This is a genomic window from Hyphobacterium sp. CCMP332, assembly GCF_014323565.1.
Taxonomy (GTDB): domain Bacteria; phylum Pseudomonadota; class Alphaproteobacteria; order Caulobacterales; family Maricaulaceae; genus Hyphobacterium.
The window spans coordinates 1,366,868-1,390,399 of the sequence record NZ_CP058669.1; the positions used below are offsets into that span (position 1 = coordinate 1,366,868).

The 23,532-nt window shown below is 60.8% G+C and carries 20 protein-coding genes and 2 tRNA genes; 8 read left to right on the forward strand and 14 right to left on the reverse strand.

The annotated features are described in order from the left end of the window. Positions 1–8 precede the first annotated feature (8 nt). The 6 genes from HXX25_RS06980 to HXX25_RS07005 form a co-directional block, all read right to left on the reverse strand. A complete protein-coding gene (locus HXX25_RS06980) occupies positions 9–251 on the reverse strand; it encodes a twin-arginine translocase TatA/TatE family subunit (RefSeq protein WP_187165233.1) in 243 nt (80 codons plus the stop codon). A 77-nt stretch (positions 252–328) separates the two neighbouring features. Further along, on the reverse strand, positions 329–1,099 hold the full coding sequence (scpB, locus tag HXX25_RS06985; RefSeq protein ID WP_187165234.1) for an SMC-Scp complex subunit ScpB: 771 nt from the start codon (positions 1,097–1,099) through the stop codon (positions 329–331). Then, positions 1,096–1,899, reverse strand: a complete 804-nt coding sequence (locus HXX25_RS06990; protein WP_187165235.1) for a ScpA family protein — start codon at positions 1,897–1,899, stop codon at positions 1,096–1,098. The genes scpB and HXX25_RS06990 overlap by 4 nt, the downstream gene beginning before the upstream one ends. Further along, on the reverse strand, positions 1,896–2,909 hold the full coding sequence (gene nagZ / locus HXX25_RS06995; protein ID WP_187165236.1) for a beta-N-acetylhexosaminidase: 1,014 nt from the start codon (positions 2,907–2,909) through the stop codon (positions 1,896–1,898). Before nagZ ends, HXX25_RS06990 begins: the two co-directional genes overlap by 4 nt. Next, complete coding sequence (locus tag HXX25_RS07000) at positions 2,906–3,739, reverse strand: SPOR domain-containing protein (protein ID WP_187165237.1); 834 nt, start codon at positions 3,737–3,739, stop codon at positions 2,906–2,908. Before HXX25_RS07000 ends, nagZ begins: the two co-directional genes overlap by 4 nt. Positions 3,740–3,812: 73 nt before the next feature. Beyond that, positions 3,813–5,003 (reverse strand): deoxyguanosinetriphosphate triphosphohydrolase, encoded by a 1,191-nt coding sequence (locus HXX25_RS07005; protein ID WP_187167774.1) that lies wholly within the window; start codon positions 5,001–5,003, stop codon positions 3,813–3,815. Positions 5,004–5,085: 82 nt separating this feature from the next. Here HXX25_RS07005 and HXX25_RS07010 point away from each other — a divergent pair, with 82 nt between their 5' ends. From HXX25_RS07010 to HXX25_RS07020, 3 genes are all read left to right on the forward strand, one after another. Next, positions 5,086–5,415 carry an iron-sulfur cluster assembly accessory protein gene (locus HXX25_RS07010; protein WP_187165238.1) on the forward strand — a complete coding sequence of 110 codons (330 nt, stop codon included), beginning with the start codon at positions 5,086–5,088 and terminating at the stop codon, positions 5,413–5,415. Next, a complete protein-coding gene (locus HXX25_RS07015) occupies positions 5,385–6,086 on the forward strand; it encodes a nitroreductase (RefSeq protein WP_233346581.1) in 702 nt (233 codons plus the stop codon). Before HXX25_RS07010 ends, HXX25_RS07015 begins: the two co-directional genes overlap by 31 nt. Before the next feature lie 236 nt (positions 6,087–6,322). Continuing rightward, positions 6,323–7,111, forward strand: a complete 789-nt coding sequence (locus tag HXX25_RS07020; RefSeq protein ID WP_187165239.1) for an exodeoxyribonuclease III — start codon at positions 6,323–6,325, stop codon at positions 7,109–7,111. On the opposite strand, the gene HXX25_RS07025 is transcribed toward HXX25_RS07020, so the two are convergent. From HXX25_RS07025 to HXX25_RS07045, 5 genes are all read right to left on the reverse strand, one after another. Then, the gene (locus HXX25_RS07025; protein ID WP_233346582.1) at positions 7,108–8,094 is read right to left on the reverse strand and encodes a DUF3137 domain-containing protein; all 987 of its coding nucleotides are present in this window, start codon (positions 8,092–8,094) and stop codon (positions 7,108–7,110) included. The genes HXX25_RS07020 and HXX25_RS07025 overlap by 4 nt on opposite strands. A gap of 129 nt (positions 8,095–8,223) precedes the next feature. After that, entirely contained in the window at positions 8,224–10,947 is a 2,724-nt protein-coding gene (locus HXX25_RS07030; protein WP_187165240.1) for a valine--tRNA ligase, read from the reverse strand. Positions 10,948–11,016: 69 nt separating this feature from the next. Then, positions 11,017–11,649 carry a DUF2497 domain-containing protein gene (locus HXX25_RS07035; RefSeq protein ID WP_187165241.1) on the reverse strand — a complete coding sequence of 211 codons (633 nt, stop codon included), beginning with the start codon at positions 11,647–11,649 and terminating at the stop codon, positions 11,017–11,019. A 95-nt stretch (positions 11,650–11,744) separates the two neighbouring features. After that, entirely contained in the window at positions 11,745–13,091 is a 1,347-nt protein-coding gene (locus HXX25_RS07040) for a TolC family outer membrane protein (protein ID WP_187165242.1), read from the reverse strand. A gap of 143 nt (positions 13,092–13,234) precedes the next feature. Then, a complete protein-coding gene (locus tag HXX25_RS07045) occupies positions 13,235–13,888 on the reverse strand; it encodes a protein-L-isoaspartate O-methyltransferase (RefSeq protein WP_233346583.1) in 654 nt (217 codons plus the stop codon). Positions 13,889–14,029: 141 nt separating this feature from the next. Here HXX25_RS07045 and HXX25_RS07050 point away from each other — a divergent pair. After that, positions 14,030–14,103 (forward strand) — tRNA-Cys (locus HXX25_RS07050). Between the two features lie 24 nt (positions 14,104–14,127). On the opposite strand, the gene HXX25_RS07055 is transcribed toward HXX25_RS07050, so the two are convergent. Continuing rightward, positions 14,128–14,469: a DUF962 domain-containing protein gene (locus HXX25_RS07055; protein ID WP_187165243.1), complete on the reverse strand. Its 342-nt coding sequence runs from the start codon at positions 14,467–14,469 to the stop codon at positions 14,128–14,130. 255 nt (positions 14,470–14,724) lie between these two features. On the opposite strand from HXX25_RS07055, the gene HXX25_RS07060 reads away from it, so the two are divergent. The 4 genes from HXX25_RS07060 to HXX25_RS07075 all read left to right on the forward strand — a co-directional run bounded on the left by HXX25_RS07060 (position 14,725) and on the right by HXX25_RS07075 (position 21,153). Further along, a tRNA-Asn gene (locus HXX25_RS07060) sits at positions 14,725–14,800 on the forward strand. A 144-nt stretch (positions 14,801–14,944) separates the two neighbouring features. Continuing rightward, complete coding sequence (locus tag HXX25_RS07065) at positions 14,945–16,012, forward strand: efflux RND transporter periplasmic adaptor subunit (RefSeq protein ID WP_187165244.1); 1,068 nt, start codon at positions 14,945–14,947, stop codon at positions 16,010–16,012. Next, positions 16,009–19,221, forward strand: a complete 3,213-nt coding sequence (locus HXX25_RS07070; RefSeq protein ID WP_187165245.1) for an efflux RND transporter permease subunit — start codon at positions 16,009–16,011, stop codon at positions 19,219–19,221. The genes HXX25_RS07065 and HXX25_RS07070 overlap by 4 nt, the downstream gene beginning before the upstream one ends. A gap of 57 nt (positions 19,222–19,278) precedes the next feature. Beyond that, entirely contained in the window at positions 19,279–21,153 is a 1,875-nt protein-coding gene (locus HXX25_RS07075; RefSeq protein ID WP_187165246.1) for a VWA domain-containing protein, read from the forward strand. Here HXX25_RS07075 and HXX25_RS07080 read toward each other — a convergent pair. Together HXX25_RS07080 and HXX25_RS07085 are read right to left on the reverse strand one after the other, a co-directional pair. Continuing rightward, complete coding sequence (locus tag HXX25_RS07080) at positions 21,150–23,003, reverse strand: ABC transporter ATP-binding protein/permease (protein ID WP_233346584.1); 1,854 nt, start codon at positions 23,001–23,003, stop codon at positions 21,150–21,152. The genes HXX25_RS07075 and HXX25_RS07080 overlap by 4 nt on opposite strands. A 61-nt stretch (positions 23,004–23,064) precedes the next feature. Further along, entirely contained in the window at positions 23,065–23,331 is a 267-nt protein-coding gene (locus tag HXX25_RS07085) for an HU family DNA-binding protein (protein WP_109260761.1), read from the reverse strand. Positions 23,332–23,532 lie beyond the last annotated feature (201 nt).

Below are 23,532 nucleotides of genomic sequence, written 5' to 3' on the forward strand. Positions count from 1 at the left end.
TCCGGGCCCTAGTTCCGCGTCTTTTCGTCCTCGCGAGAGGCCGTGGTCGTTTCCTCCGACGCAGCATTCTCGCTGATCGAGGCATTACCGCCCTCGTCCTTGTCGGTGCCGTCCTCGCCTTCTTTCAGGCCCTTGCGGAAGCTGGTGATGCCTTTGGCGACTTCACCCATCAGACCCGAAATACGTCCCGCGCCAAAGAGCAAGGCGATAAGAACGACGATAATCAGAATTTGCCAGATGCCCGGTGCCATATTTTCCTCCCGCGGGAATAATTCTCAGACAGGATTAGACGAGCGATCCGCCCGCGTCCATTTGCATGGTCAGGAAATTACGTTTCGCTGTCATCCTCGTCCATGAAATCGACATGGAAGAGATGCGCATCCTCTTCCGGGTCCAGCGGGTCTTCGCCCTCCAGGCCTTCGGACAGGCCGGGATCGGGAATTTCAAAACCGGGCGGCAGGCGCGCATCCAGAAGCCCGGCAGCTTTCAAATCCGCCTGCCCCGGCAAATCGGCAATAGAGGCGAGACCGAAATACTGCAGGAATCCATTTGTCGTGCCATAGGTCACCGGACGCCCCGGCGTACGCCGACGGCCGCGCGGCCGGATCCAGCTGAGCTCGAACAGAAGATCCAGCGTTCCCTTGGACACCGCCACACCGCGAATTTCCTCGATCTCGGCCCGTGTGACCGGCTGATGATAGGCAATGATGGCCAGCGTTTCGAGCCCGGCATCCGACAGTTTGCGCGGCTCTTCGCGAATCTCTTCCAGCAGGCCGCGCAAATCCGGCGCGGTTTCAAAGCGCCAGCGCCCCCCGACCTCTGTCAGTTGAACACCCCGCTCGGCATAATCTTCCTGCAGCTTCGCCAACAAAGCCTCGACATCGCTCTCGGCCGGCAATCGGGTCTGCAGGGTCTCGATATCCAGCGGCTCAACGGCGGCAAACAGCAAGGCCTCCATACGGCGCAATCGGTCCTGCTCGGCATTTACCGCCAGACGCGGGCCCTTTTCATGGCTGCCGGTCTCGGCCTGCCCCTGACGAGACGCGCGCTCGCGAAGCTTTTCAATCGCTTCATTAATGGGATCGGGCTTGTCCGTCATGTCTTGGGCGCGTCCTCCTTGCCTCTGACCTCAATGGGATCATAGGCTTTCGCCTGACGCAATTCCGCATGACCATCCTTGGTCACTTCCAGCGCTGCCAATGTCGAGCTCGCCAGCACAGAGCGGCGCGGCGGCGCATTCTGGCCGAGCTCCATATCGGTCGGCAACAGACTGTCCAGCGTCTTCCAGTGCCTGATCTCCGGCAGAATGCGCTCCAGCCGCGTTCGCGCGGCATCCAGCGCATAGACTTTCGGCAATTCCGGCCGGTAGTTCGTGCGGATGGAAGCCTGCCGGCGTTTGGCATAGGCGCTCAAAAGGTCATAGAGGCTGGCTTCATATTTCGAGGCGCGTAGCGTGCGCACCCCCTCCGGCATGCCGCGGGGAAAAATATCGCGCTTGTACAGCTTGCCGGCAAAGACGGCGCCGCCGGCCGCGCGCATCGCATCGAGACGGCGAAGCCGGAATGCCAGAGCCGCTGCCATCTGTTCCGGCGCGATTTCCTCGTCATCCTTGCTTGGTTTGGGCAAAAGCAGGCGCGATTTGAGATAGGCCAGCCAACTCGCCATGACGAGATATTCCGCGGCAAGATCAAGGCGTTTTCCGGCTGCATGTACAAAGGCCAGATATTGCTCGGCCAGTTCGAGAATGGAGAGCCTGGTGAGGTCGATTTTCTTCTTCCGGGCCAGCGCCAGCAAGAGATGTAGCGGACCCTCATAACCATCAAGATCGACGATCAACGCCTCATGATCGGCGTCTTCGGCGGCTTCAAACGGCAGATCTTCCTCGAACTCCTCGCTCATGTCCTCACCCCGGCCAGAAGCGACTCCAGCTTGATCAGGCCGGACTGAACATCGAATTTTTCCCGCTCTTCGCGGGCGGCCTCCGCTTTAGCCGCGCGCGCCAGCGCCTTGTCCGCCAGTAGCGGCGCGGCATCCGCAATCGCCTCCATCTCGTGACGATCACCGTTGCAATGCAGGACAATATCGCAATCAGCAGCGATGGAACGCCTGGTGCGTTCTGCGAAGGAGCCTGACAGCGCCTTCATCGACAAATCGTCTGTCATCAACAGGCCGTCAAAGTCGATCTCGTTCCGGATATAGCCGATGGCGGTTTCCGACATGGTCGCCGGCGCACTGTCATCCAGCGCGTCGTAGACGATATGCGCTGTCATCCCCATCGGAGCGTGTTTCAGCGCCGCAAAGGGCGCAAAATCAGTCTCGATCAGGAGGTCCAGAGGTTCTTTCACGCGTGGCAGGTGAAAATGGCTGTCTGCATCGGCGCGGCCATGTCCCGGCACATGCTTGATCACCGGCGCCACGCCGCCGGCCATCAAGCCATCCATGGCCGACTGACCCAGCGCCGCAATCACATCGACATCCGAGCCATAGGCCCGGTCACCAATCACGGCATCGGCGCCGTCAATCGCCAGATCGAGACACGGCGCACAATCCGCATCAATGCCGCTTGAGCGCAATTCATGCGCGATCAGGCGATGATTCAGCCAGACGGCTTCTTTCGCGGCCTCGGCATTGTCGGCATAAAGCTGGCCAAAAATCTCAGCAGGCGGCGCATCCCGCCATTGCGGCGCCCGCAGGCGCTGAACCCGCCCGCCTTCCTGATCGATGAAAACCGGCGCTTCCCGGCCCACCACATCGCGTAGCGAGACACACAGGCGGGCGAGTTGTTTGGGGCTCTCCACATTGCGGGCAAAGAGGATGAAACCCCAAGGATCGGACTCGCGGAAAAAGGCGATTTCACTGTCGCGGAGAGTCGGGCCCTTCAGGCCGAAGATTGCGGCGCGCGCACTCATCTGCGTGTGGCGTAGCAATCCTGCCCGCGCGCCTGCAAGGCCGCACAGAAGGCAGAGGCTTCATCACGCCCGGCAAAGGCCGCGATCCGCAGGCGATGATAGGTACCGCGGCCCTCGATTTCAGCAGACTGGATATCCGGCGAGGCCCCGGCAGAAATGTCGGAATAACCGGTAATGAAGTTCACCCATGCACTTTCCGCTTCATCCTCGGTCCGGAAAGAGCCGATCTGCACCACCCAGTTGCCGCTGGAGGTCGGGGCAGGAACCGCCATCGCCGCCGGCGTCTCTTCGGCAGGTTGAGCCGCAGGGGGCGGCGGCGTTGACACCGGCGTTTCGGCAGGCTCGACCGTTCTTTCCGGCTCTGTACGCTGGGGCGGCGATGTATTTGCAGCAACGTCCGTTTCAGTCGAATTGTTGCCGGAGGTATCCGATACAGTCTGATCCGGGGTCGTTTCCTCGAGGCGCAGCGCCGGACGGCCGCTATCTTCCACCGGCTCTTCCGGGCCAGCGCGCGGTGTCGTTCCACCATCGCCTGACGTATCACCGGAGATGCGCTCATAGGCCTCTATATCGAGATCAGGCGTTTCCGTTCCGCCCGGATCCGCTGGGCGCTCGCGATAAGGCGTCGAATCCGCCACAATCCGCGAGGGCTCATCACGGTCACGCACGCCCTGCTGATAAGCGCTCCACACGACGGCGATAAACAGCACAAACACCGCAGCGGCTGTCGTCAGCAGCAGCGGGCCGCGGCGCGAATCCTCGCGCGCGTCGAATGTTTCATCATCCTCGTCATACTCGCCGAGGGGGGATTGGGTATCGCGATCGCTCATAGCGTTCCATTCCTGATCGGCCGAATCACCTGACCTCTTTCAGGATAACACCAACACAAGGTGTTTCCGGGGGTCAGAAGTAGCCCTGAACTGTGAATAACCGCCGATGCTCCTCCAGAGCATACCGGTCGGTCATACCAGCGATATAATCACACACCCGGCGGGCAAGTTCCACACTCCCGGCCTCGCCTGCCCCGGCGCGAAACCGGGTCGGCAACAGTCCGGGGTCGGAGTGAAAACAGGTAAACAGCTCCGTCACCACACGTTCGGCCTGCGCCATGACCCGGTTCACCTTGTAATGCCTGTACATATTGGCAAATAAATGGCGGCGGACTTCGGCGAGACCGATCAGCATGTCATTCGAGAAGGCGGCCGTTTCCCGGCCTGCCATACGAATATCGTTGACGCTGCCCGGATCGAGTTGGTCGAGGCGCGTGCGGGTCTCATTCAGCACATCGGTCACCATCCGCCCGATCAGCTCGCGCACCATCTCGAGGATGAGAGTTTCCTCCGAAGCGTCTGGATAGCGCCGGCGAACCGAACGCAATGTCTCGCCCACCAGCGGCAATTGCGCCAATTCGTCAATATCCAGCAGGCCCGCGCGCAGACCATCGTCAATATCGTGATTGTTGTAGGCAATATCATCCGACACGGCGGCGATCTGGGCCTCCAGCGAAGCGAAAGTGGACAATTCCAGCTCCCGCCAGTGCGGATAATCGGTAATGCCCCAATTGAGCTGGCCTTCGCCCCTGGCTTGCGTCACCAGCGGGCCATTGTGCTTGACGATACCTTCCACCGTCTCCCAGGTCAGGTTCAGGCCTTCGAACTCCGCATATCGCACTTCCGACCGGGTGATTATGCGCAGCGTATGCGCATTGTGATCAAACCCGCCAAAATCCTTCATGCACTCGGCCAGCGCCCGTTCGCCGGCATGACCGAAGGGCGGATGACCCAGATCATGGGCCAGCGCCAGGGCTTCGGTGAGGTCCTCATCGGCATTGAGGGCCCGGGCAATTGTGCGGGCAATCTGCGCCACCTCCAGCGAATGCGTCAGGCGGGTCCGGTAATGATCGCCCTCGTGGGCGACAAAGACCTGTGTTTTCTCTTTCAGCCGCCGGAAGGCCGTTGTGTGGATGATGCGGTCGCGATCCCGCTGGAAGGCGGTGCGGGACGCGCTGTCCGCCTGCGGATAGACCCGCCCACGCGTCTGCGAGGGGTGGCAGGCATATTTCGCCCGGCTGCGATCTGTGGCACCCACACTCATCATCTTGTCCTTAACGGGTTTGCGTTCCGGCCAATGCGGTCCATATATCACGTAACCCGCAAACGAAAGCCGGAGCCGTCCCATGACCGCCCCCCAGATTGAACTGACCGAACGCGCCGCCAAACGCATCAATGCCATTCTCGAATCCGAGAAGGCCGGTGTGATGCGTATCTCCGTGGAGGGCGGCGGATGCTCGGGCTTTTCCTACAAATTCGGCGTTGATCAGGCCGCTTCGGACGATGATACGGTGCTGGAGCTGGACGGCGCGAAGGTCGCCATCGACAGCGCCTCCCTGCCCTTCCTGGCCGATTGCACGATCGATTTTGCCGATGATCTGATCGGCGCGACCTTCAAGATCGAGAACCCTCACGCCACGGCAGCGTGCGGCTGCGGCGTCTCGTTTTCGATCTGATGGACATTCTCGACGCGCTGCGCTCGCGCATTTCCACGCGCGGTTTTCTTGACACGCCCGTCAGCGAAGCCACCGCCCGTGCTATTCTGGAGGATGCCCGCTGGGCCCCGTCCGGCGGCAATCTGCAACCCTGGAAAGTCCATGTCGTCACTGGCGAAGCCCGGCAAGCCATCATTGATGCGGTGAAAGCAAAGCTGGAGGTCGATCCGTTCGGCGATGAGAACGCCTTCCCGGTCTATCCGGAAAAGCTCTGGGACCCTTATCGCGCGCGCCGGTATGCGGTCGGCGAGCAGATGTATGACATTCTCGCCATCCCGCGCGAAGACAAGGCCGGGCGGCTGGGTCAGGTCCTGAGAAATTTCGATTTCTTTGGCGCGCCGGTGGGTATGTTCTTCACCATCGACCCCCGGATGAATCCGAATCAATGGGCCCATCTGGGCATGTTCATCTATGCCGTCACCCTCGCCGCCGAAGGCCGCGGCCTCGCCACCTGCATGCAGGAAGCCTGGACAAGGTTTACGAAGACACTCGGCACAGCGCTGGATCTGCCGGAGGATGAACAGGTCTATTGCGGCCTCGCCCTAGGCTATGCCGATCCGGACGCGCCGCTCAATACGATGCGCACCGAACGCGCGAGCGTGGAAGAGATCGCGAGTTTCCGGGGGTTTTGATTGGCGCACATCGATGCGCTGCTCGCCTTTCTTGCCCCCGTCATCACCCGACTTATTCGGGTGATCTCTTTTCAAATGAGATTGCCCGGAACCGCGCAAGCACGGCCGGGCAATGACGCAATGGTTTGCGATCACCACCATTAACAGACGCAAGCCCTTCTGAGAGGTGATCCTCCGTGCGGACGATGCTATCCATTTGTTGTCCGTGATTTGCTCCCGCCAAAGAAAGACCGCCGATGACCATCACCATCGCCACCTGGAACGTCAACTCCGTCAAGGCACGGCTTGAAAACGTGCTCGACTGGCTGCGTGAAGCCGCGCCGGATATTGCCTGCCTGCAGGAAATCAAATGTATCGACGAGAATTTCCCGCGTCTGGAGATCGAGGACCTCGGCTATAATGTCGAAACCCACGGCCAGAAATCCTATAATGGCGTGGCCATTCTCTCGAAATTCCCGATCGACGAAAGCATTGCCGGACTGCCGGGCGATGATGCGGACGAGCAGGCCCGTTATCTGGAAGCTGTGATCTCGACCGATGACGGCGTGGTGCGCGTGGCGTCCATCTACCTGCCCAATGGCAACCCCGCTCCCGGTCCCAAATTTGATTACAAGCTGGGCTGGATGAAGCGCCTGAAGGCGCGCGCCGAAGAACTCCTCACCTATGAGGAAAATCTCGTGCTCGCGGGTGATTACAATGTCATTCCCGGTGATGCCGATGTCCACGATCCCGCCGCCTGGGAAGGCGACGCCCTCACCCGCCCGGAATCCCGCGAAGCCTTCCGCTCACTTCTGTGGCTGGGCTTTACCAGCGCCTTCGAGCAATGCGATGGCCGCGCCCATCAATACACCTTCTGGGATTATCAGGCCGGGGCCTGGCAAAAGGATCATGGCATCCGCATCGATCATCTGCTGTGTTCGCCACAGGCGGCCGATCATCTGAAATCGGTGGATATCCACAAGGCGACGCGCGGCAAGGCCAAGGCCTCCGATCATGTTCCTGTTGTCGGGACGTTCGCGTTTTAGCTTTCCGCCAGAACATTCTCGCCGAGCTCGGGCGGACGCACCATCAGGTCCAGCATGCCTGTCACCAGTTCGATCTCGCTCAGCAGGGTCCGCACGCGCTTTTCATCATCCAGCGGTTTGAACAGGCTGCCCGGTTCGAACAGGTTCCCAGTCTCGACCGCGATGAGGAGCTCGCCGCCGCCATGCCGCTCGTCAAACGCCGCGCGGACCTTCTTGCCTTTGACAGCCGTTTCAAGGGCCAGCAGGCGTTCCATGAAGGTCGGTGTCAGAAGATAGCGCGACATCACCTGATCGGTGGAATAGACCTCGAAAATCTTTTCAAATTTCGGATCGACCAGACCGACACGTTCGAGCTTGGTATTGCCGAAATTCTTCCGCCCCCAGCCCTCCAGCGCATTGAATATGCCCTGGTCGCGGGTGATGACGGTCACCCCTTCCACTGTCCGCGGAAACTCCACGCGGATCAGCAGGCCGCGAAACACCGTGACCCAGGTGGTTTTCTTGTTGGATCGGCGGCGTTGTTCCAGCTTGGCTTCATAGAGCTCGAAAACGGAGCCATGACGTTCACCGATGAAATGATCCTCGAAACTCTCGCGTTGCGAAGACGGGATCAGCCCGTGCTCGCGGAACACCTGGAAGCGCGCCGGAGCCGCCGGTTTCAGCGCATATTGCATGGCCGAGGCTTCGGCGAGGCGGTTTAAAAGCCCCACCTTCACTTCCTTGCGCAGCGCCATGAATTTGGTGCTGCCCAGATAACTCCCGCCCATGACCGCCACGATAAAGGCGAAGAAGCCCAACGGTTCGGCAGCATTCGATACAAAGAAGATGGCGGCAATGACGCCGATGACGACGCCCCCTCCAACCCCCAGAACGAGGCGCTTTACCGCATCCTTGCGGCGGTCTTCACGCTCGGACAGGAAGGGCGAGAGCTCTTCCTTCCAGATGGTTTCCATTTCGGGTGAAAGGCGTTGGGAATCAGTCATTCGGCAAAGTTAGCGCCAGCATCAGATCACGCAAATGATTTCCGGGGTCCCCGGACTTGATCCGGGGATCAATCAACTCTTGAAAGATGGACCCTCGGGTCAAGCCCGAGGGCCGCGGGGTATGGAAAGTCACCCCAGACGCGCCCGGGCCTCTTCCAGCGCCGCCTTCTGAGCGGCATAATCCGCCATCTTGGCGCGTTCCGCCTCGACCACAGCGGCAGGCGCATTGGCGACAAAGCGCTCATTGCCCAGCTTTTTCTCTAGCCGTGCAATCTCGCCGGCGGTGTTGGCGATTTCCTTGTCCAGCCGTGTCCGCTCGGCGTCGAAATCGATCACCCCTTCCAGCGGCAGCGCATAGGTCGTCTCGCCGACCACGATCTGCGCCGAGCCTTCGGGTGCCGCATCTGCCAGCGCAATACTGTCCAGCCGTGCCAGCTGGCAGATCAGGGCGGAATGGCGCTTCAGGCATTCGGCCAGCGCCACATCGCCGGAAATGGCCAGGCCGGCGGGCCGGGCCTTGGCGGGGATATTCATTTCCGAGCGTAGCTTGCGGATTTCGGTGATCAGGTTGACCAGCCAGTTCATCTCGTCCTGTGCCGCCGCATTGGCGAGGCCTTGCGGTTGCGGCCAGTCCGCAACGATCAGCAGGCTGTCCCGGCCCTCCGGCCCGGCGGTCTTCGCCCACAATTCCTCGGTGATGAAGGGCATGAAAGGGTGCAGCAGCTTCAAAGCGATTTCCAGCACATAGGCGGTTGTCGCGCGCGTCTCGGCTTTCGCGGCCTCGTCCTCGCCATTGAAGAGCGGCTTGGCAAATTCCAGATGCCAGTCGCAGAACACATTCCAGACAAAGCGATAGGCGGCGCTGGCCGCCTCGTTGAAGCGATAGGTTTCAAGGCCTTGCGCCACGGCTTTGGTGGCGGCTTCGGCTTCGCCCAGCAGCCATTGATTGACGGTCTGCTTCACCGCTTTCGGATCGAAATCCGGATCCAGCAGGCAGTCATTCATCAGGCAGAAGCGCGCCGCATTCCACAGTTTCGTGCCGAAATTGCGATAACCCTCAACGCGGTCCTTCGACATGCGGATGTCGCGGCCCTGCGCGGCGAGTGCGGCCAGCGTGAAGCGCACCGCATCGGCCCCAAATTCATCGACCAGCTCCAGGGGGTCGATCACATTGCCCTTGGATTTGGACATTTTCGCGCCGTGCTCGTCGCGCACCAGCGCATGGATATAGATATCCGGGAAAGGCACCTCTTTCATGAAATGGAGGCCCTGCATCATCATCCGGGCAACCCAGAAAAAGATGATGTCGAACGCCGTCACCAGAACGCTCGTCGGATAGAAGCGCTTCAGCTCATCGGTTTCTTCCGGCCAGCCCAGCGTCGAGAACGGCCAAAGCGCAGACGAAAACCAGGTGTCGAGAACGTCTTCGTCCTGCGTCAGCGTTTTACCACCGGCCTTGGCAACGGCTTCTTCCTCGCTATCGGCGACATAGACATTACCGTCCTCATCATACCACGCCGGAATCCGATGCCCCCACCAGAGCTGCCGCGAAATGCACCAGGGCTGGATATTGCGCATCCATTCAAAATAGGTCTTTTCCCAATTCTTGGGATGGAAAGCCGTGCGCCCGTCCTCAACCGCCGCGATGGCGTCCCTGGCCAGCACATCGGCCTTCACGAACCACTGATCCGTCAGGAAGGGTTCCACCACGACGCCGGAGCGGTCGCCAAAGGGCTGTTGCACCTTGCGGTCCTCAATCCCGTCCAGCAGGCCGAGTTCATCCATCCGGGCGACAAGTTTTTCACGTGCCTCGAACCGGTCCAGCCCGCGCCACTCCTCAGGGATACGGTCCAGCCCGTCGACCTTTTCATCGGTGATCTCGGAGATCAGCCGCGCCTCACGGTCAAACAGATTGACCATCGGCAAGCCCTGGCGCTCTCCCACCATGAAGTCATTGAAATCATGCGCCGGTGTAATCTTCACCGCGCCCGAGCCCTGTTCCGGGTCGGCATGCTCATCGGCCACGATCGGGATGTCTACATCGGCAATCGGCAGGCGGATGGTCTTGCCCACGAGGCCGGCATAGCGCTCGTCATCGGGATGCACGGCTACGCCTGTATCGCCGAGAACGGTTTCCGGGCGCGTGGTGGCAACCACGATATAGTTGCGCTCCTCCCACTCCGTGGCCTTGCCGTCCTCATCAAAGGCAATCGGGAATTTGTAGGTCGAGCCGTCGGCCAGCGGATAGCGGAAGCGCCAGAAATGCCCGTCGACTTCGCGATTTTCCACTTCCAGATCGGAAATCGCCGTCTGGAAATGCGGATCCCAGTTCACCAGCCTTTTGTCGCGGTAGATCAGGCCCTGCTGATGAAGCTCCACGAAAACCTTGAGCACGGCTTTCGACAGGCCCTCATCCATGGTGAAGCGTTCGCGGCTCCAGTCACAGGACGCGCCCAGCCGGCGTAGCTGGTTGAGGATGGTCCCGCCGGATTCCTCTTTCCATTCCCAGACGCGCTTGATGAAGGCCTCCCGGCCCATATCACGGCGCGATATATTGCCCTCTGCGGCCAGCTGGCGCTCGACCACCATCTGGGTGGCAATCCCGGCATGATCTGTGCCCGGCTGCCACAGCACGGCCTTGCCCAGCATGCGATGATAGCGAATCAGCACGTCTTGCAGCGTATTGTTCAGCGCATGCCCGATATGCAGGCTGCCGGTCACATTGGGGGGCGGAATGACGATGGAATAGGTTTCCGCTTGCGGATCATCCTTCGGCTGGAAGGTTCCGGCGTTTTCCCATTGCGCATAGAGGCGCGGTTCGGCAGCGTTCGGTTCGAATGTTTTTTCTAGCATGGCGGCGGATACATAAAGGGCGCCGACGATTTCGTCGACGCCCTATTCTTTTCTGTTTCAGTTCAGGGCCTAGCGTCGACGCGAAATGCGTTCAATTTCACCTTCGACTTTTTCTTCCACGATCCGCGGCAGATTTGCGTCGAGCCACTCTTTCAGCATCGGGCGCATCATCTCGCGCACAATCCCTTCAAGGGTCAGGCCGTCGGCGCTGGCAACACGCAGGTTTTCGGCCAGAGCATCGAAGGCGCCGGCGGCGGCCGTCGCGGCAGGCGCTCCGACAAGCGTTTCTTCATCGGCTTCCGGTTCCGGTGCCGGCTTGGGTGCGGCTTCCATCGCAGGCGCGGGTTCCGGCTCCGGCTCGGGCAATTCCACAACGGGATCATCTTCTTCGCGGTCGACAATCATCAGATCATCATCAATCGAGAGCGGATCCGTGCCGCCACCAACCTCTTCAACTTTTTCGGTCAACTCAAGAACGTCGTCTTCAACAGGCGGTTCCGGCTCGGGTGCGGCCTCTACCGCGGGCTCGGGTTCCGGTGCGGGTTCTGGCGCCGCTTCGGCGGCAGGTTCCGGCTCGGCTGCCTGTGCCTCCCCGGCCGGAGCCTCGGCTTCGCCACCGTCCTCATCCTCGTCAATGATCCGCCGGATCGATGCGAGGATTTCTTCCATGGATGGTTCGTTTTCTGCAGCTTCTGTAGGCATGAGCGGGCAATCCCTCTTCCAACGCTTCCCCTGTTGGGCGAATTAAAGCCGGTCTTCGGGCCAACTGTCCACCCGGAAACACCAGTTTTTTACGGTTAATTCCACGGCGTGAAGTCGAAATCACCGCCTGCAGCCTCGGACACATAGGGTTCCGGCTCGCCAACAATGCTCAGTGTATCCGCAGTGAGTAGCCCCATGGCTTGCAACAGCGTCAGGCCCGCGACATAGGAATCACGCTGGGCGCTGGCCAGAGTCAGGCGCGCATCCAGCAATTCCTGCTCCGCATTCAGAACATCCAGCGTTGTGCGCAGGCCGACAAACGCTTCCTGCTGTACCCCTTCCAGGGCGATTTCATTGGCTTCAACCGATTGCTGGCTGGAGGCAATCACCGAGCGGCTGGCCACCAGATTATTGAACGCCGTAGTGACGACTTCGGTAACCTGACGGCGCGCTGCCGTCACCCGCATCCGCGCCTGATCCGCATTGAAAACGGCCTGACGCACGCGCGAGCGATTGAGGCCGCCGGTGAAAAGCGGCACCGACACCTGGGCGGCAACCGATACCCGGTCGGTCTGATCGCCGGATATCTGCTGATCCCGTCCGCGGCTGGCCGATGCCGAGAGCGAAACATCGGGCACATACGCACCGCGCGCGGTCTGAATGGAGGCACGCGCCGAGTCTTCGGTGAAAGCCGCTGCGCGAAGCGTCGGGCTGAAATCGAGCGCGATTTCCAGAGCGTCTTCAAGGGCTTCCGGCAATTCCGGAAGGGGTGGTTCGGCGGCCAGCGTCGCCGGATACTGACCGACCAACGCCGCATACCGCGCGCGGCTGGCGGCCAGTTGCGAAAGTGCGGCGGCAAACTGGGCCCGCGCACTCGAGAGCCGCGCTTCGGCCTGCGAGACATCGGTGCGCGTAATCTCGCCCACTTCGAAGCGATCTTCGGCCGCATCGAGCTGCGCCAGCAGCACTTCGACATTGTTGCGGCGAATTTCCACGATCTCGACATCGCGGCGGACATCCAGATAGGCAGTTGCCGCCTGAAGGAGGATGGTTTGTTCCGAGCCCCGCAATTGCTCGCGCGTCGCTTGCACATTGGCCTCGGCCTGACTGATCGCGCCATTGATCTCGCCGCCGCGCCAGATCGCCTGACTGGCATCAATCCGGTAGGTCTGTGGGGTCACCGTATTGGACTGGTTGAAGAACCCGCCCGAACTTTCCGTCGTCGTATTGCTGATTCCGGCCGAAGCCGAAACATTGGGCAACCATCCGGACCGTGCCTGGGTGATAGATTCTTCTGCGGCCCTGAGGCCAGCGCGTTCTGCCTGCAATGTCGGATTGGAGCGGTAGGTCAGCTCCAGCGTTTCCTCAAACGTTTGGGCTTGCGCCGGAAGCGTGAGCAAGGCAGCGGCGAGCGCGCCGGTGGAGATGATTTTTCTGAACATGTGCAACCCTCGAATTCCACCCCAGTTTATACAGGAATGCGTGCAGGCATAGTGTCGGCTTTGTAAGGTTCGCAAAACCACCGAGCAGTGAACGCTGTTCAAGTAATGAACGCGTCCGGAAATTCAAGTGACGCATTGCCGCATCAAAAGACGAAACCGGCGTCCTTTTCGAAACCCGGAATGATTCGCGGTGTTGAATCGAAAACCACGCGCTGACCAATGCTGTCGCCGGATCGCGTGTAAATCATCGCCTTGCCAATGGATCCCCGGCGAACAATCACCGCCAGACGGCCTCCGTCTTTCAATTGGTCGAACCAGACGCGCGGCGTTTCTTCAACTGCACCTTCGACAAAGATCACATCGTAAGGACCCTGCCCTGGCGCGCCCTTGAGCGGATCGCCTTCCAGCACGGCGGTATTATCGCATCCGGCATCGGCGAGCGCGTCGGAGGATTTCTTCACCAGTGTTGCGTCCGCCTCCACGCAAACAACGGTTTCCGCCATGCGAGACAGCACGGCAGCGGCGTAGCCGCGGCCGCTGGCAATGTTGAGCACCAGCTCGTCCGGCTGCACATGCGCGGCATGAATCAAAAGGCCCAGATCCCGCGGACGCAGCATCCAGCGGCCAGCCGCCGCTTCGACTTCGCAATCGGCATAGGCAATGGCCGCTTTGCTTTTCGGCATGAATTTATGGCGCGGCAAGGTGCGCAGCGCTTTCAGAAGACGGCGATCGGTGACGTCAGCTGTGTGGATCTGGCTGTCGACCATTGCATCGCGTTCACGGGAAAAATCCGGCACGTGGGCCCCCTCTGATTTACCAAGGCGTGGCGCTTATATCGCGCGTTGAAAGCTTGCGGCAACACCTGATGACGGCAATCGTGCGAGAACACGTTGCCGGAACGTTTTGGCTCGGTTACAAACCGCGCTCACCGCAGGGATGGCTCCGTGGCGGAGTGGTGACGCAGCGGATTGCAAATCCGTGTACCCCGGTTCGATTCCGGGCGGAGCCTCCAACACTTTCAGCCGGAAACGAAAGATTACTCGGCCGCCGGCGACGCGACACCGGCGCGCTGCAATTGCGATTCGAGCTTTCCGGTCATGGCCAGAAACAGCATGTGATAATCGCCGCGTAGCGACCAAAGCGGATAAGTGAAGGTCGCCGGCTTGTTCTTTTCAATGAAGGCATGGCTGACCCAGGCGAAGAAATAGCCCGAGAGCGGTACCGCCAGCAAAAGCCACCAATTCATCGTCGCCAGCGCAAAGACCAGCACACCGATAGCCAGAATCGAGCCGATATAATGAAATATCCGCGTTTCCGGCTTGGCGTGTTCTTGTAGGTAGTAGGGAAAGAAATCGCCATATGTTGTGTATTCACGCATGTTTCCGCGCCTCCCGCTAAGACTTCTGCAATCAGGTTGAATCTTTTTCGACCAAAAGGCCAGAGCGTTAACCTCGCATTTACCCTCTTCTGGGAATGTATGTAGGTCTTCCCGTGAAGACACCCCACCATCCACCCAATGCCTTGTCGGGAGCCTCACTGGCTCCCGATTTTTCTTTGTGCATTTGTTGGAGCATCAAGGCTTGCCGCCGGAACAAATCCAGTGGTATAGCCCCGGCCTCATTGCTAAGGCTTTTCCCTGGTAGCTCAGTTGGTAGAGCAGGTGACTGTTAATCACCGGGTCGGCGGTTCGAGCCCGTCCCAGGGAGCCAGCAATGAAACCTCCCGCATCATAAATTGCCGCTCAAAATTGAAAAACACTGATCAATTTTGATGTTCGGTCTGTATTCCGTCGCAAAATCGGCCTATCTCGCACATGCAACATGGCCTGCGGGCGAAACGGACGGATACCCACTATGCGCTTCAATGGCCGCTATATCGCTGCTTTCGCCATCATCATCATTGTCGGATCCTTTTTCCTGTTCGGATCGCTGTTCAATAATCGCGACAGCGGACCGGCCGCAGAAGACGGACAGGCCCCGTCGCGGGCCCCCCGTGTTGTCTATGAAATCTTCCATGCCGACGAACAGCCCGGATATATTTCACTGCGGGGCCGTACCCAGGCGGTCCGCGAAGTATCGGTGCGTGCGGAAACCGGCGGCCGCGTTGTAGAGGCTCCGGCACCGGAAGGCGCACGGGTATCGGAGGGCGATCTGCTATGCCGCCTGGAAGTCGATGCCCGCCAGGCCGCTCTGGACCAGGCCCGGGCCGATCTGCGCGCCGCGCAGCAGGAATATGAAGGCGCTGTCACCCTCAGTGATCGCGGCTATCGCTCGCAGAATTCGGTCTCCGCGCTTGAAGCTGCGCGGGATGGGGCCCGGGCCCGGCTCGAGGCCGCCCAGCAGGAAATGGCGAACATCTTCATCCGCGCGCCCTTCGACGGATGGTTTGACAGCCGCGACGCGGAAATCGGCGATTTCCTGTCACCCGGCCAGCCTTGCGGCACCGTGCTGGAGCTCGACCCGCTGCTGGCGGTAGCTCAGGTCGCCGAGCGCGAGGTCGGCGCGCTGGAGGCCGGCATGGCCGGACAGGTCCGCCTCATCACCGGGGAAATCGAGAATGGCACCATCCGCCGCATTTCGCGCCAGGCGGATCCGGCGACCCGCACTTTCCGGACCGAACTCGCCATTTCGAATCCTGATGGCGAATTGCGATCCGGTATTACCGCCGAGATCATCATTCCATTGCCGCCACGACCCGCCCACCTGGTGCCGACCACAGTTCTGGCGCTGAACGAGGACGGCAATATCGGCGTTCGTATTATTGACGCCAACGACCGCGTCAGCTTCGTCGAGGTTGAATGGCTGTCGGATGAATCCGGCGGCAGCTGGGTGTCCGGTCTGCCCGACCCTGCCCGCGTCATCGTCCAGGGTCAGGATTTTGTCGAGGACGGCGCAGTGGTTGAATCGGTGACGGCACAATGACCGGTATCGTCGATTTTGCCGTCAACCGGGTCCGGATGATCCTCGTCATTTTCGGCGTGTTGCTGATGGCCGGGCTGGTCTCCTATGTGACCGCGCCGAAGGAATCAGACCCCGATGTCCCGATCCCCTTCGTAGGTGTCATCGTCCCGCTGGAAGGGCTGTCCCCGGAAGACGCCGAACGGCTTATCCTGCGGCCGGCAGAGACAGAGCTTCGCGCCATTGAGGGCCTCGAGGAGCTGAACACAACAGGTCAGCTGGGGGCCGGCTCGATGGTGCTCGAATTTGACGTCACCTTTGATGCCGATCAGGCCATCCTGGATGTCCGCGAAGCCATCGATCTGGCGCGCCGCGAATTTCCCGAGGATGCCCGCGAGCCCGTCTTGCGGGAAGTCAATGCCGCGCTGGCCCCGGCAATTGTGGTCCAGCTTTACGGCGATGTCCCCGAGCGCGCGCTCTATCGCCTGGCGCGCGATCTGCAGGACGAGCTGGAAAGCCTGCCTTCCGTTCTGGAAGCCAACCTGGCGGGGGCCCGCGAGGAATTGCTGGAAGTCATTATCGATCCGGCGCGTCTGACATCCTACGGCATTTCGTCCGCACAGGTGATCAACGCCGTCCAGTCCAACAATCAGCTGGTGGCCGCCGGTGCGCTTGATACGGGCGATGCGCGTTTCCAGGTCAAGGTGCCCGGCCTGTTTGAATCCGCCGAGGATGCCCTGTCTCTGGTCGTTGCGCGCAATGGCGATTCTGTTGTCACGCTGGCGGATCTGGCGGATGTGCGCCGGACCTTCAAGGACCGCGACGGCTTCGCCCGCTATAATGGCCGTCCGGCCTTCTCGCTGCAGGTCGTCCGCCGGCCCGGTGCCAATGTCATCGACATGACGTCCGAGGTGCGCGAAGCGGTAGGAATCGCCGCCGGCAACTGGCCGGAATCGGTCGGCCACGCCTTTTCGCTGGATGTGTCGACCTATGTACAGGACAGCCTCAACAGCCTGACCAGCTCGATCACGCTGGCGATTGTTCTGGTGATGATTCTCGTAGTCGCGGCGCTCGGTCTGCGGTCCGCCCTGCTGGTGGGCATCGCCATACCGTCCAGCTTCCTGTTCTCGTTCCTGCTGCTGAGCATTTTCGGCTATTCGGTGAATTTCATGGTGATGTTCGCCATGGTGCTGGCCGTGGGCCTCTTGGTCGATGGTGCCATCGTCGTGGTCGAATATGCCGACCGGAAACTCGCCGAAGGCACGCCGCGCCGCGAAAGCTATGCGCTGGCTGGCAAACGGATGTTCTGGCCGATCGTGTCCTCGACCGGCACCACACTCGCCGCTTTCCTGCCCTTCCTGTTCTGGAACACGATTCCCGGGCAATACATGGCCTACCTGCCGACAACGCTTATCTTCGTTCTGTCGTCGGCCCTGGTGATGGCGCTGGTTTTCCTGCCCGCGCTGGGCTCGGTTATCGGCAAACAGCCGATGAAGGGCGATCCCGGCACGTTGGCCATGTTGTCAGCCGAAAGCGCTTCCAAGCCAACAGAGCTGCCCGGTGTGACCGGCCTGTACGCCCGGACCATCGCCTCGCTCGTGCAGCGGCCGCTCACCGTTGCAGCGGTTACGCTCGCCGTGGTGATCGGGACCGTTTTCTGGTTCGGCGCGACGCCGCACCGGACCGAATTCTTCCTCGATACCGAACCGGAGCAGGTCTATGTTTTCGTGCGGGCGCGCGGCAATCTCTCCCCAGCCGAACAATACGGCCTCGCCGTTCAGGTGGAAGAACGTCTGGATAATATCGACGGTATCCGCGGCTATTTCACCACCGCTGGTTCGGCGGCCCAGTCAGGCAGTTTCAATGATGGGGTGTCCGGCGCACCGTCGGATGCCGTAGCCCGCATTTTCATCGAATTCTTCCCGCATGGGCAACGCCGCGATGGCCGCGACATCCTCGCCGATATCCGCGAGGCTGTCGCCGATATTCCGGGCCTCGTGACCGAGGTGCGGCCGTTCGAGAACGGGCCGCCCGTCGGCAAGGACGTTCAGGTGGAATTGCGGTCCGACAATTTCGAAGCGCTGGATGCCGCCGCCCGGATGGTGCGCGCCCGCCTCGACCAGACTGACGGGCTCGTCGATATCGAGGACACACTGCCCCTTCCGGGCCTCGAATGGCGCTTGCAGGTCGATCGCGAGGAAGCCGGCCGGTTCGGCGCCGACATCGCCCAGATCGGGGCCGCTGTTCAGCTCGTCACCAATGGTGCGCTGGTCGGACGCTATCGTCCCGATGATGCCGATGAGGAAGTCGATATCCGCGTCCGCTTCCCCGCCGAGTATCGGGGCATTGATGCACTGGACCAATTGCGTGTGAATACGCCCGAAGGCTCCGTTCCGTTCAGCAATTTTGTGACCCGCAGCGCGCATCAGCGCGTCGACTCTATCAATCGCCGCGATGGCAAGCGGGTCATCGAGATCCGTGCCAATGCCGATGCGGGTTTTGCCGCCAATCTCCTGCGCGATGAGTTGCGGTCCTGGATCGATGCCGAACAGGCCGCAGGCCGGATTTCAACCGATGTCGACATCCGCTTCAGGGGTGCGGACGAGGAAACGGCAGAGGCCGCCGAATTTTTCGCCGTCGCCATGCTGGCCTCGCTGTTCATGATGGCGGTGATCCTGTTGTGGCAATTCAACAATTTCTGGCACGTCTTCCTGACGCTTCAGGCCGTCGTCCTGTCCGTTGTCGGCGTGATGATCGGTATTCAGCTCTCTTTCTCCTACATTTCCGTGCTGTTTGTGGGGACGGGTGTGGTGACGCTGGCCGGAATTGTTGTGAACAACAATATCGTGCTCATCGACACCTTCCATCGCCTGCGCGAATCCGGTTTCGGCATCGATGACGCCATCGTCCGCACGGCGGCCCAGCGACTGCGCCCGGTGATGCTGACAACCATCACCACGATATTCGGCCTTCTGCCCATGGTCTTCCAGATCAATGCCAATTTCGGGACGGGCGTGATCGGCATTGGCGGACCGTCATCGGAATGGTGGGTGCAGCTGTCCAGCGCCGTGGTCTGGGGGCTGGGCTTTGCCACCCTGCTGACCCTCATCCTGACGCCGGTTTTCCTGGGCGCCCCCTTGCGCATGGGCAATTTCCGCCGCCGCATGGTGGGGCTGGTGCGGGAGCGTCTCGGCCGGGCGTCGCCTTCGCCGGAGACGAAACCCGCCGGTTAAAACTGGTAATTGCGAAAGCGCCATGGCAATCTCCTCAATCTGACTGGGGAGATCACCATGCGTGCAATCATCACAATCCTGCTTCTTGCTCTGTTGCCCACCGCCAGTTTTGCGCAGGATTATGCCATCGAGGCGATGTCGGAAGCCCATATCCGGCAAAGTATCGAGGTCGCATGGACCGCCGCGGATGAAACCGGAAGCATGATTGAAATCCGCCCTCTGGAAGAGGGTGCCCGGCGTGTGGCCTATTCCTACCTTCAGACGAACCCGGAATTCATCGAAGCTCCCGAACAGCCCGGCGACTATCTCCTGGTCTTCACGCATGGTGGCGAGGTCGTCGCCAGTCAGCCCCTGAGCGTGGTCATGGCCGAAGCGACAATTGCGGCTCCGGAAACAGCGGGTGCAGGCGAATCCATTGAAGTCAGCTGGACCGGTCCGATCAGCCGCAGCGACATGATCACATGGGCCGAGCGCGATGGTGAGGCCATTCGCGGGTCATCCTACGGATATGTCGGAAATTCACCGGAAGGCTCCCGCAGTCTGCGCGCACCGGCGGATGCTGGGGAGTATGACGTTGTTTACCGGACGGGCAGCACCATTCTGGCGCGGGCGCCCGTAACAGTGGGCAGCATATCTGCAACCGTGACCGCGCCTGCGACCGTCCATGCGGGCGGCAGCATCGACGTCACGTTCGAGGGCCCGGAAAATTCCGGTGACCTCGTCACATTCGGTGATCGCGATGGCGATTCGCGGAGCGGTATCGGCTCCTATGTGTATGTCGGAAACGCGACCGGCAACAGCGTGTCGCTCCGCGTTGGCGAGACATTGGGCGAATTCGACGTCGTCTATGTCTCCAATGGACGGGTCATAGGGCGCTCCCCCATCGATATCGTCGAAGCCAGCGTTGAGATCGACGGGCCCGGCGAAGTCCATGCCCGGTTTCGCTTCGACGTCGCCTGGGAAGGGGCCGGCAATGGCGGCGACATGATTTTCATTTCCGATACTGACGGCAACAGTTTCGATTACAGCTATGTTGACCCCGCCTCGGCGACTGTCGAGCTTGTGGCACCTGAAAATATTGGCGACTACAGCCTCGTTTACCGCACGCGCGGCGCCGCCATCATGGATACCGAACCCCTGTCAGTCACCCCGGCACCGAATCCGCCCGGCGAACTGATCGTCACACAAAACCGCGCGGCGCTTGGATCCGGCGATGCCGTCGAGATCATCCTCGATGCGTCCGGCTCCATGCTGCAGCGCATTGGCGGTGACCGCCGCATTGAAATCGCAAAGACGACGCTCACAACGCTCGTCAACGAGACGATTCCCGAAGGCACCGGCTTCGCCCTGCGCGTGTTCGGACATCGTGAGGCGGATAGCTGCCGCACCGATCTGGAAATTCCGCTCGGCCCGATGGATGCCGCAGCGGTGACCTCAACCATCGCCGGCATCAATGCCATGAATCTGGCCCGCACACCCATCGGTGCGTCCATCGCCCATGTCCGCACCGATCTCGCGGGCGCGACGGGGCAGCGCGTGCTCGTTGTCCTGACCGATGGCGAAGAGACCTGCGATGGCGATGCGGCCAGCGAAATTGCCGCTCTGCGGGCGCTGGGATGGGATATCCGCGTCAATATTGTCGGCTTTGCGATTGATGATGCCGATCTGGAACAGACCTTTGAAAGCTGGGCCGCCGCCGGCAATGGCAGCTATTTCAGCGCTGTCGATGCAGAAGGTCTGGCGGACGCCATGACCCGCGCTGTCGCCACGCGGTTCGAGGTGATCGACGCGGAGGGCAACACTGTGGCCTCGGGCCTGACCGGAGGCGATCCGATCACGCTGCCGACAGGTGATTACACAATTTCCGGCGGCGGCCGCGAAGTCAGCGCCGCCATTCTGTCGGAAGAATTGACGACGGTCGGACTGGACTAGTCGGACACGCCCGGTTCCGATGCGGTCTCGGCCTGACGCCGCCACATCTGCGCATACAATCCGTCTTTCGCAAGCAGCTCGGCATGAGTACCGCGCTCGGCGATCCGGCCGGCTTCCAGAACCAGGATCTGGTCGGCCCCGGCAATGGTCGACAGGCGGTGCGCCACGGCCAGCGTTGTTCGCCCCTTCGCCGCTTCGGCGAGTGCGACCTGCACCTCGCGTTCGGTTTCGGAATCGAGCGCTGACGTGGCCTCATCCAGGATCAGAAGCCGCGGATTCTTGAGAATGGCACGCGCCACACCGACGCGTTGCTTCTCGCCGCCCGACAGCTTCAGACCGCGTTCGCCCACACGCGTTTCCAGACCCTCCGGCAATTCCCGGATAAAAGCGCCCAGCTGGGCCCGGTCAGCGGCTTCCATCAGCTGCGCTTCGTCGGCGTCCGGATCGCCATACTGGATATTGGCGCGCAGCGTGTCGTTGAAAAGAACAACATCCTGCGGCACGAGTCCCAGTTCGGCGCGCAACGAGTCCTGTGTGACGTTGCGAATATCCTGACCGTCGATCTCGATTCTTCCCGATGCCGGATCATAGAAGCGGAAAAGAAGCTTCAAAAGGGTCGACTTGCCGGCGCCCGACGGCCCACACACGCCGGTAAAGCTGCCGGCGGGCAGAACAAAGCTGAGCCCGTCAATCGAACGATCACGCCCCTCATGGGAAAAGCTGACGTCATCAAACTGCACAGCCCCGCCCCGATCCTCCAGCGCAATGGCACCATCCGCATCCGCGACGTCCGGCTGAATCGCCAACGTCTCGAACAACCGCTCCATATCCACCGCCGCCTGACGAATTTCCCGGTACGCCCAGCCCAGAATGTTGAGCGGTTGATAGATATTCATCAGGATCAGCGTCACGGCCGCGATATCACCCGCACCCATGACACCATTCCAGGCTTTCCATCCGGCCACGACCGCCATGGCCAGCAAGCCGAGATTCATGATCAGGGCCTGCAAGCCGTTCAGAAGGGCCAATGAACTCATCGAGCGCGAGGCCGCGTCGGCATAGCGCGTCAGGGCCTCGTCATAACGGTCCGTTTCGCGGCGTTCGGCGGCAAAGGATTTCACCGTCTCGAAATTCATCAGCGCATCGACCGCGCGCGCGCTGGCTTCATTGTCGGCTTCATTCATGTCCCGGCGCAGCTTCACGCGCCATTCGGTGACCGCCAGCGTCGACAATGCATAGAGCGCAACCGTCACGACGGCGATCACCGGGAACTCCCAGCCATAGGCAATGCCCATGACTGACGCCGCCAGCAGCAATTCCACCACGGTCGGGCCGATATTGAAGACAAAGAAGCGCAGGAAGAAATCAATCGCCCGTGCGCCGCGATCAATGATCCGGCTGAGCGCACCAGTGCGCTTGGTCTGGTGATAGCCGATGGATAACCGCTGAACATGGCCAAAGGCGCGCACAGCCATCAGCCGCTGCGCATCCTGGCTGACCGGCGCAAAGAAGGCATCCCGCAATTGCGGTGCGCCAACACTCAGGAAGCGCGCGCCGGCATAAAGGATGAAGGCGAGGACAAAGCCCCAGATCGCCGTCTCGGCCGTTCGCTCGGTGATCGCATTGACGCCCTCGCCAAACGCCACCGGTGCCGTCACGGCGAATACCTTGGCGATCAGGGTCAGGATCAGGGCCAGCGCCATCCGGGGACGCCAGCGGCGCATATCGTCCGACAGTAGCAGTTTGAAGAGCCGGCCCAGCGCTTTTTGAAAATCGCCCTCGGGCGGCTTTGTTTCGGTCGGTGTCATGAGCGTCAGATAGGATGAACGCAGCACAATAACCAGAGCCAAAAGAAAACGCCGCCCGGGTTTCCCCGAACGGCGCTTCTTCAACCGAAGTTGAAAGACTGACTTAGATGTCTTTCAGGCCAGCTGCCGGACGGAAAGCCGCCGACGTCTTGGCTTTGGACATCATCGTCTCGCCGGTGCGCGGATTGCGAACCTGACGAGCTTCACGATGCTTGGCATAGAAGGTGCCGAAACCGGCCAGCTGGACATTGTCCTTGCCTTTGACGGCACCAACGATGGCTTCGATCGTAGCATCGACAGCTTCACCGGCTTGTGCCTTGGACATGCCAGTGGAGTCGGCGACAGCCTTGGCGAGATCTGATTTGTTCATTTTGGGTCTCCCCCAGAGTGTTGATTTGGTGCCCTGCAAACGGACGCCTGCAAGGCGCAACAGAACTGTTGACGACCCAATTGAGGACGCAGGCGACCTATAAAGCAAGGCCAAACCGCTGGATTTCGCCGCTGCAGCAAGGGATTCCGGCACTTTTCCGCTGTTTTTTGCAGTCCGGCACGGCTTTTGCGGTTAACAATT

Bases quoted from the DNA above. Each gene is read 5' to 3' on its own strand.
- HXX25_RS06980 (WP_187165233.1), bottom strand. From the start codon at position 251: ATGGCACCGGGCATCTGGCAAATTCTGATTATCGTCGTTCTTATCGCC.
- HXX25_RS07005 (WP_187167774.1), bottom strand. From the start codon at position 5,003: ATGAGTGTGGGTGCCACAGATCGCAGCCGGGCGAAATATGCCTGCCAC.
- HXX25_RS07025 (WP_233346582.1), bottom strand. From the start codon at position 8,094: ATGACTGATTCCCAACGCCTTTCACCCGAAATGGAAACCATCTGGAAG.
- nagZ (WP_187165236.1), bottom strand. From the start codon at position 2,909: ATGAGTGCGCGCGCCGCAATCTTCGGCCTGAAGGGCCCGACTCTCCGC.
- HXX25_RS07065 (WP_187165244.1), top strand. From the start codon at position 14,945: ATGCGCTTCAATGGCCGCTATATCGCTGCTTTCGCCATCATCATCATT.
- HXX25_RS07075 (WP_187165246.1), top strand. From the start codon at position 19,279: ATGCGTGCAATCATCACAATCCTGCTTCTTGCTCTGTTGCCCACCGCC.
- HXX25_RS07020 (WP_187165239.1), top strand. From the start codon at position 6,323: ATGACCATCACCATCGCCACCTGGAACGTCAACTCCGTCAAGGCACGG.
- HXX25_RS07055 (WP_187165243.1), bottom strand. From the start codon at position 14,469: ATGCGTGAATACACAACATATGGCGATTTCTTTCCCTACTACCTACAA.
- HXX25_RS07085 (WP_109260761.1), bottom strand. From the start codon at position 23,331: ATGAACAAATCAGATCTCGCCAAGGCTGTCGCCGACTCCACTGGCATG.
- HXX25_RS07035 (WP_187165241.1), bottom strand. From the start codon at position 11,649: ATGCCTACAGAAGCTGCAGAAAACGAACCATCCATGGAAGAAATCCTC.
- HXX25_RS07030 (WP_187165240.1), bottom strand. From the start codon at position 10,947: ATGCTAGAAAAAACATTCGAACCGAACGCTGCCGAACCGCGCCTCTAT.
- scpB (WP_187165234.1), bottom strand. From the start codon at position 1,099: ATGACGGACAAGCCCGATCCCATTAATGAAGCGATTGAAAAGCTTCGC.
- HXX25_RS07010 (WP_187165238.1), top strand. From the start codon at position 5,086: ATGACCGCCCCCCAGATTGAACTGACCGAACGCGCCGCCAAACGCATC.
- HXX25_RS07040 (WP_187165242.1), bottom strand. From the start codon at position 13,091: ATGTTCAGAAAAATCATCTCCACCGGCGCGCTCGCCGCTGCCTTGCTC.
- HXX25_RS07070 (WP_187165245.1), top strand. From the start codon at position 16,009: ATGACCGGTATCGTCGATTTTGCCGTCAACCGGGTCCGGATGATCCTC.
- HXX25_RS06990 (WP_187165235.1), bottom strand. From the start codon at position 1,899: ATGAGCGAGGAGTTCGAGGAAGATCTGCCGTTTGAAGCCGCCGAAGAC.
- HXX25_RS07000 (WP_187165237.1), bottom strand. From the start codon at position 3,739: ATGAGCGATCGCGATACCCAATCCCCCCTCGGCGAGTATGACGAGGAT.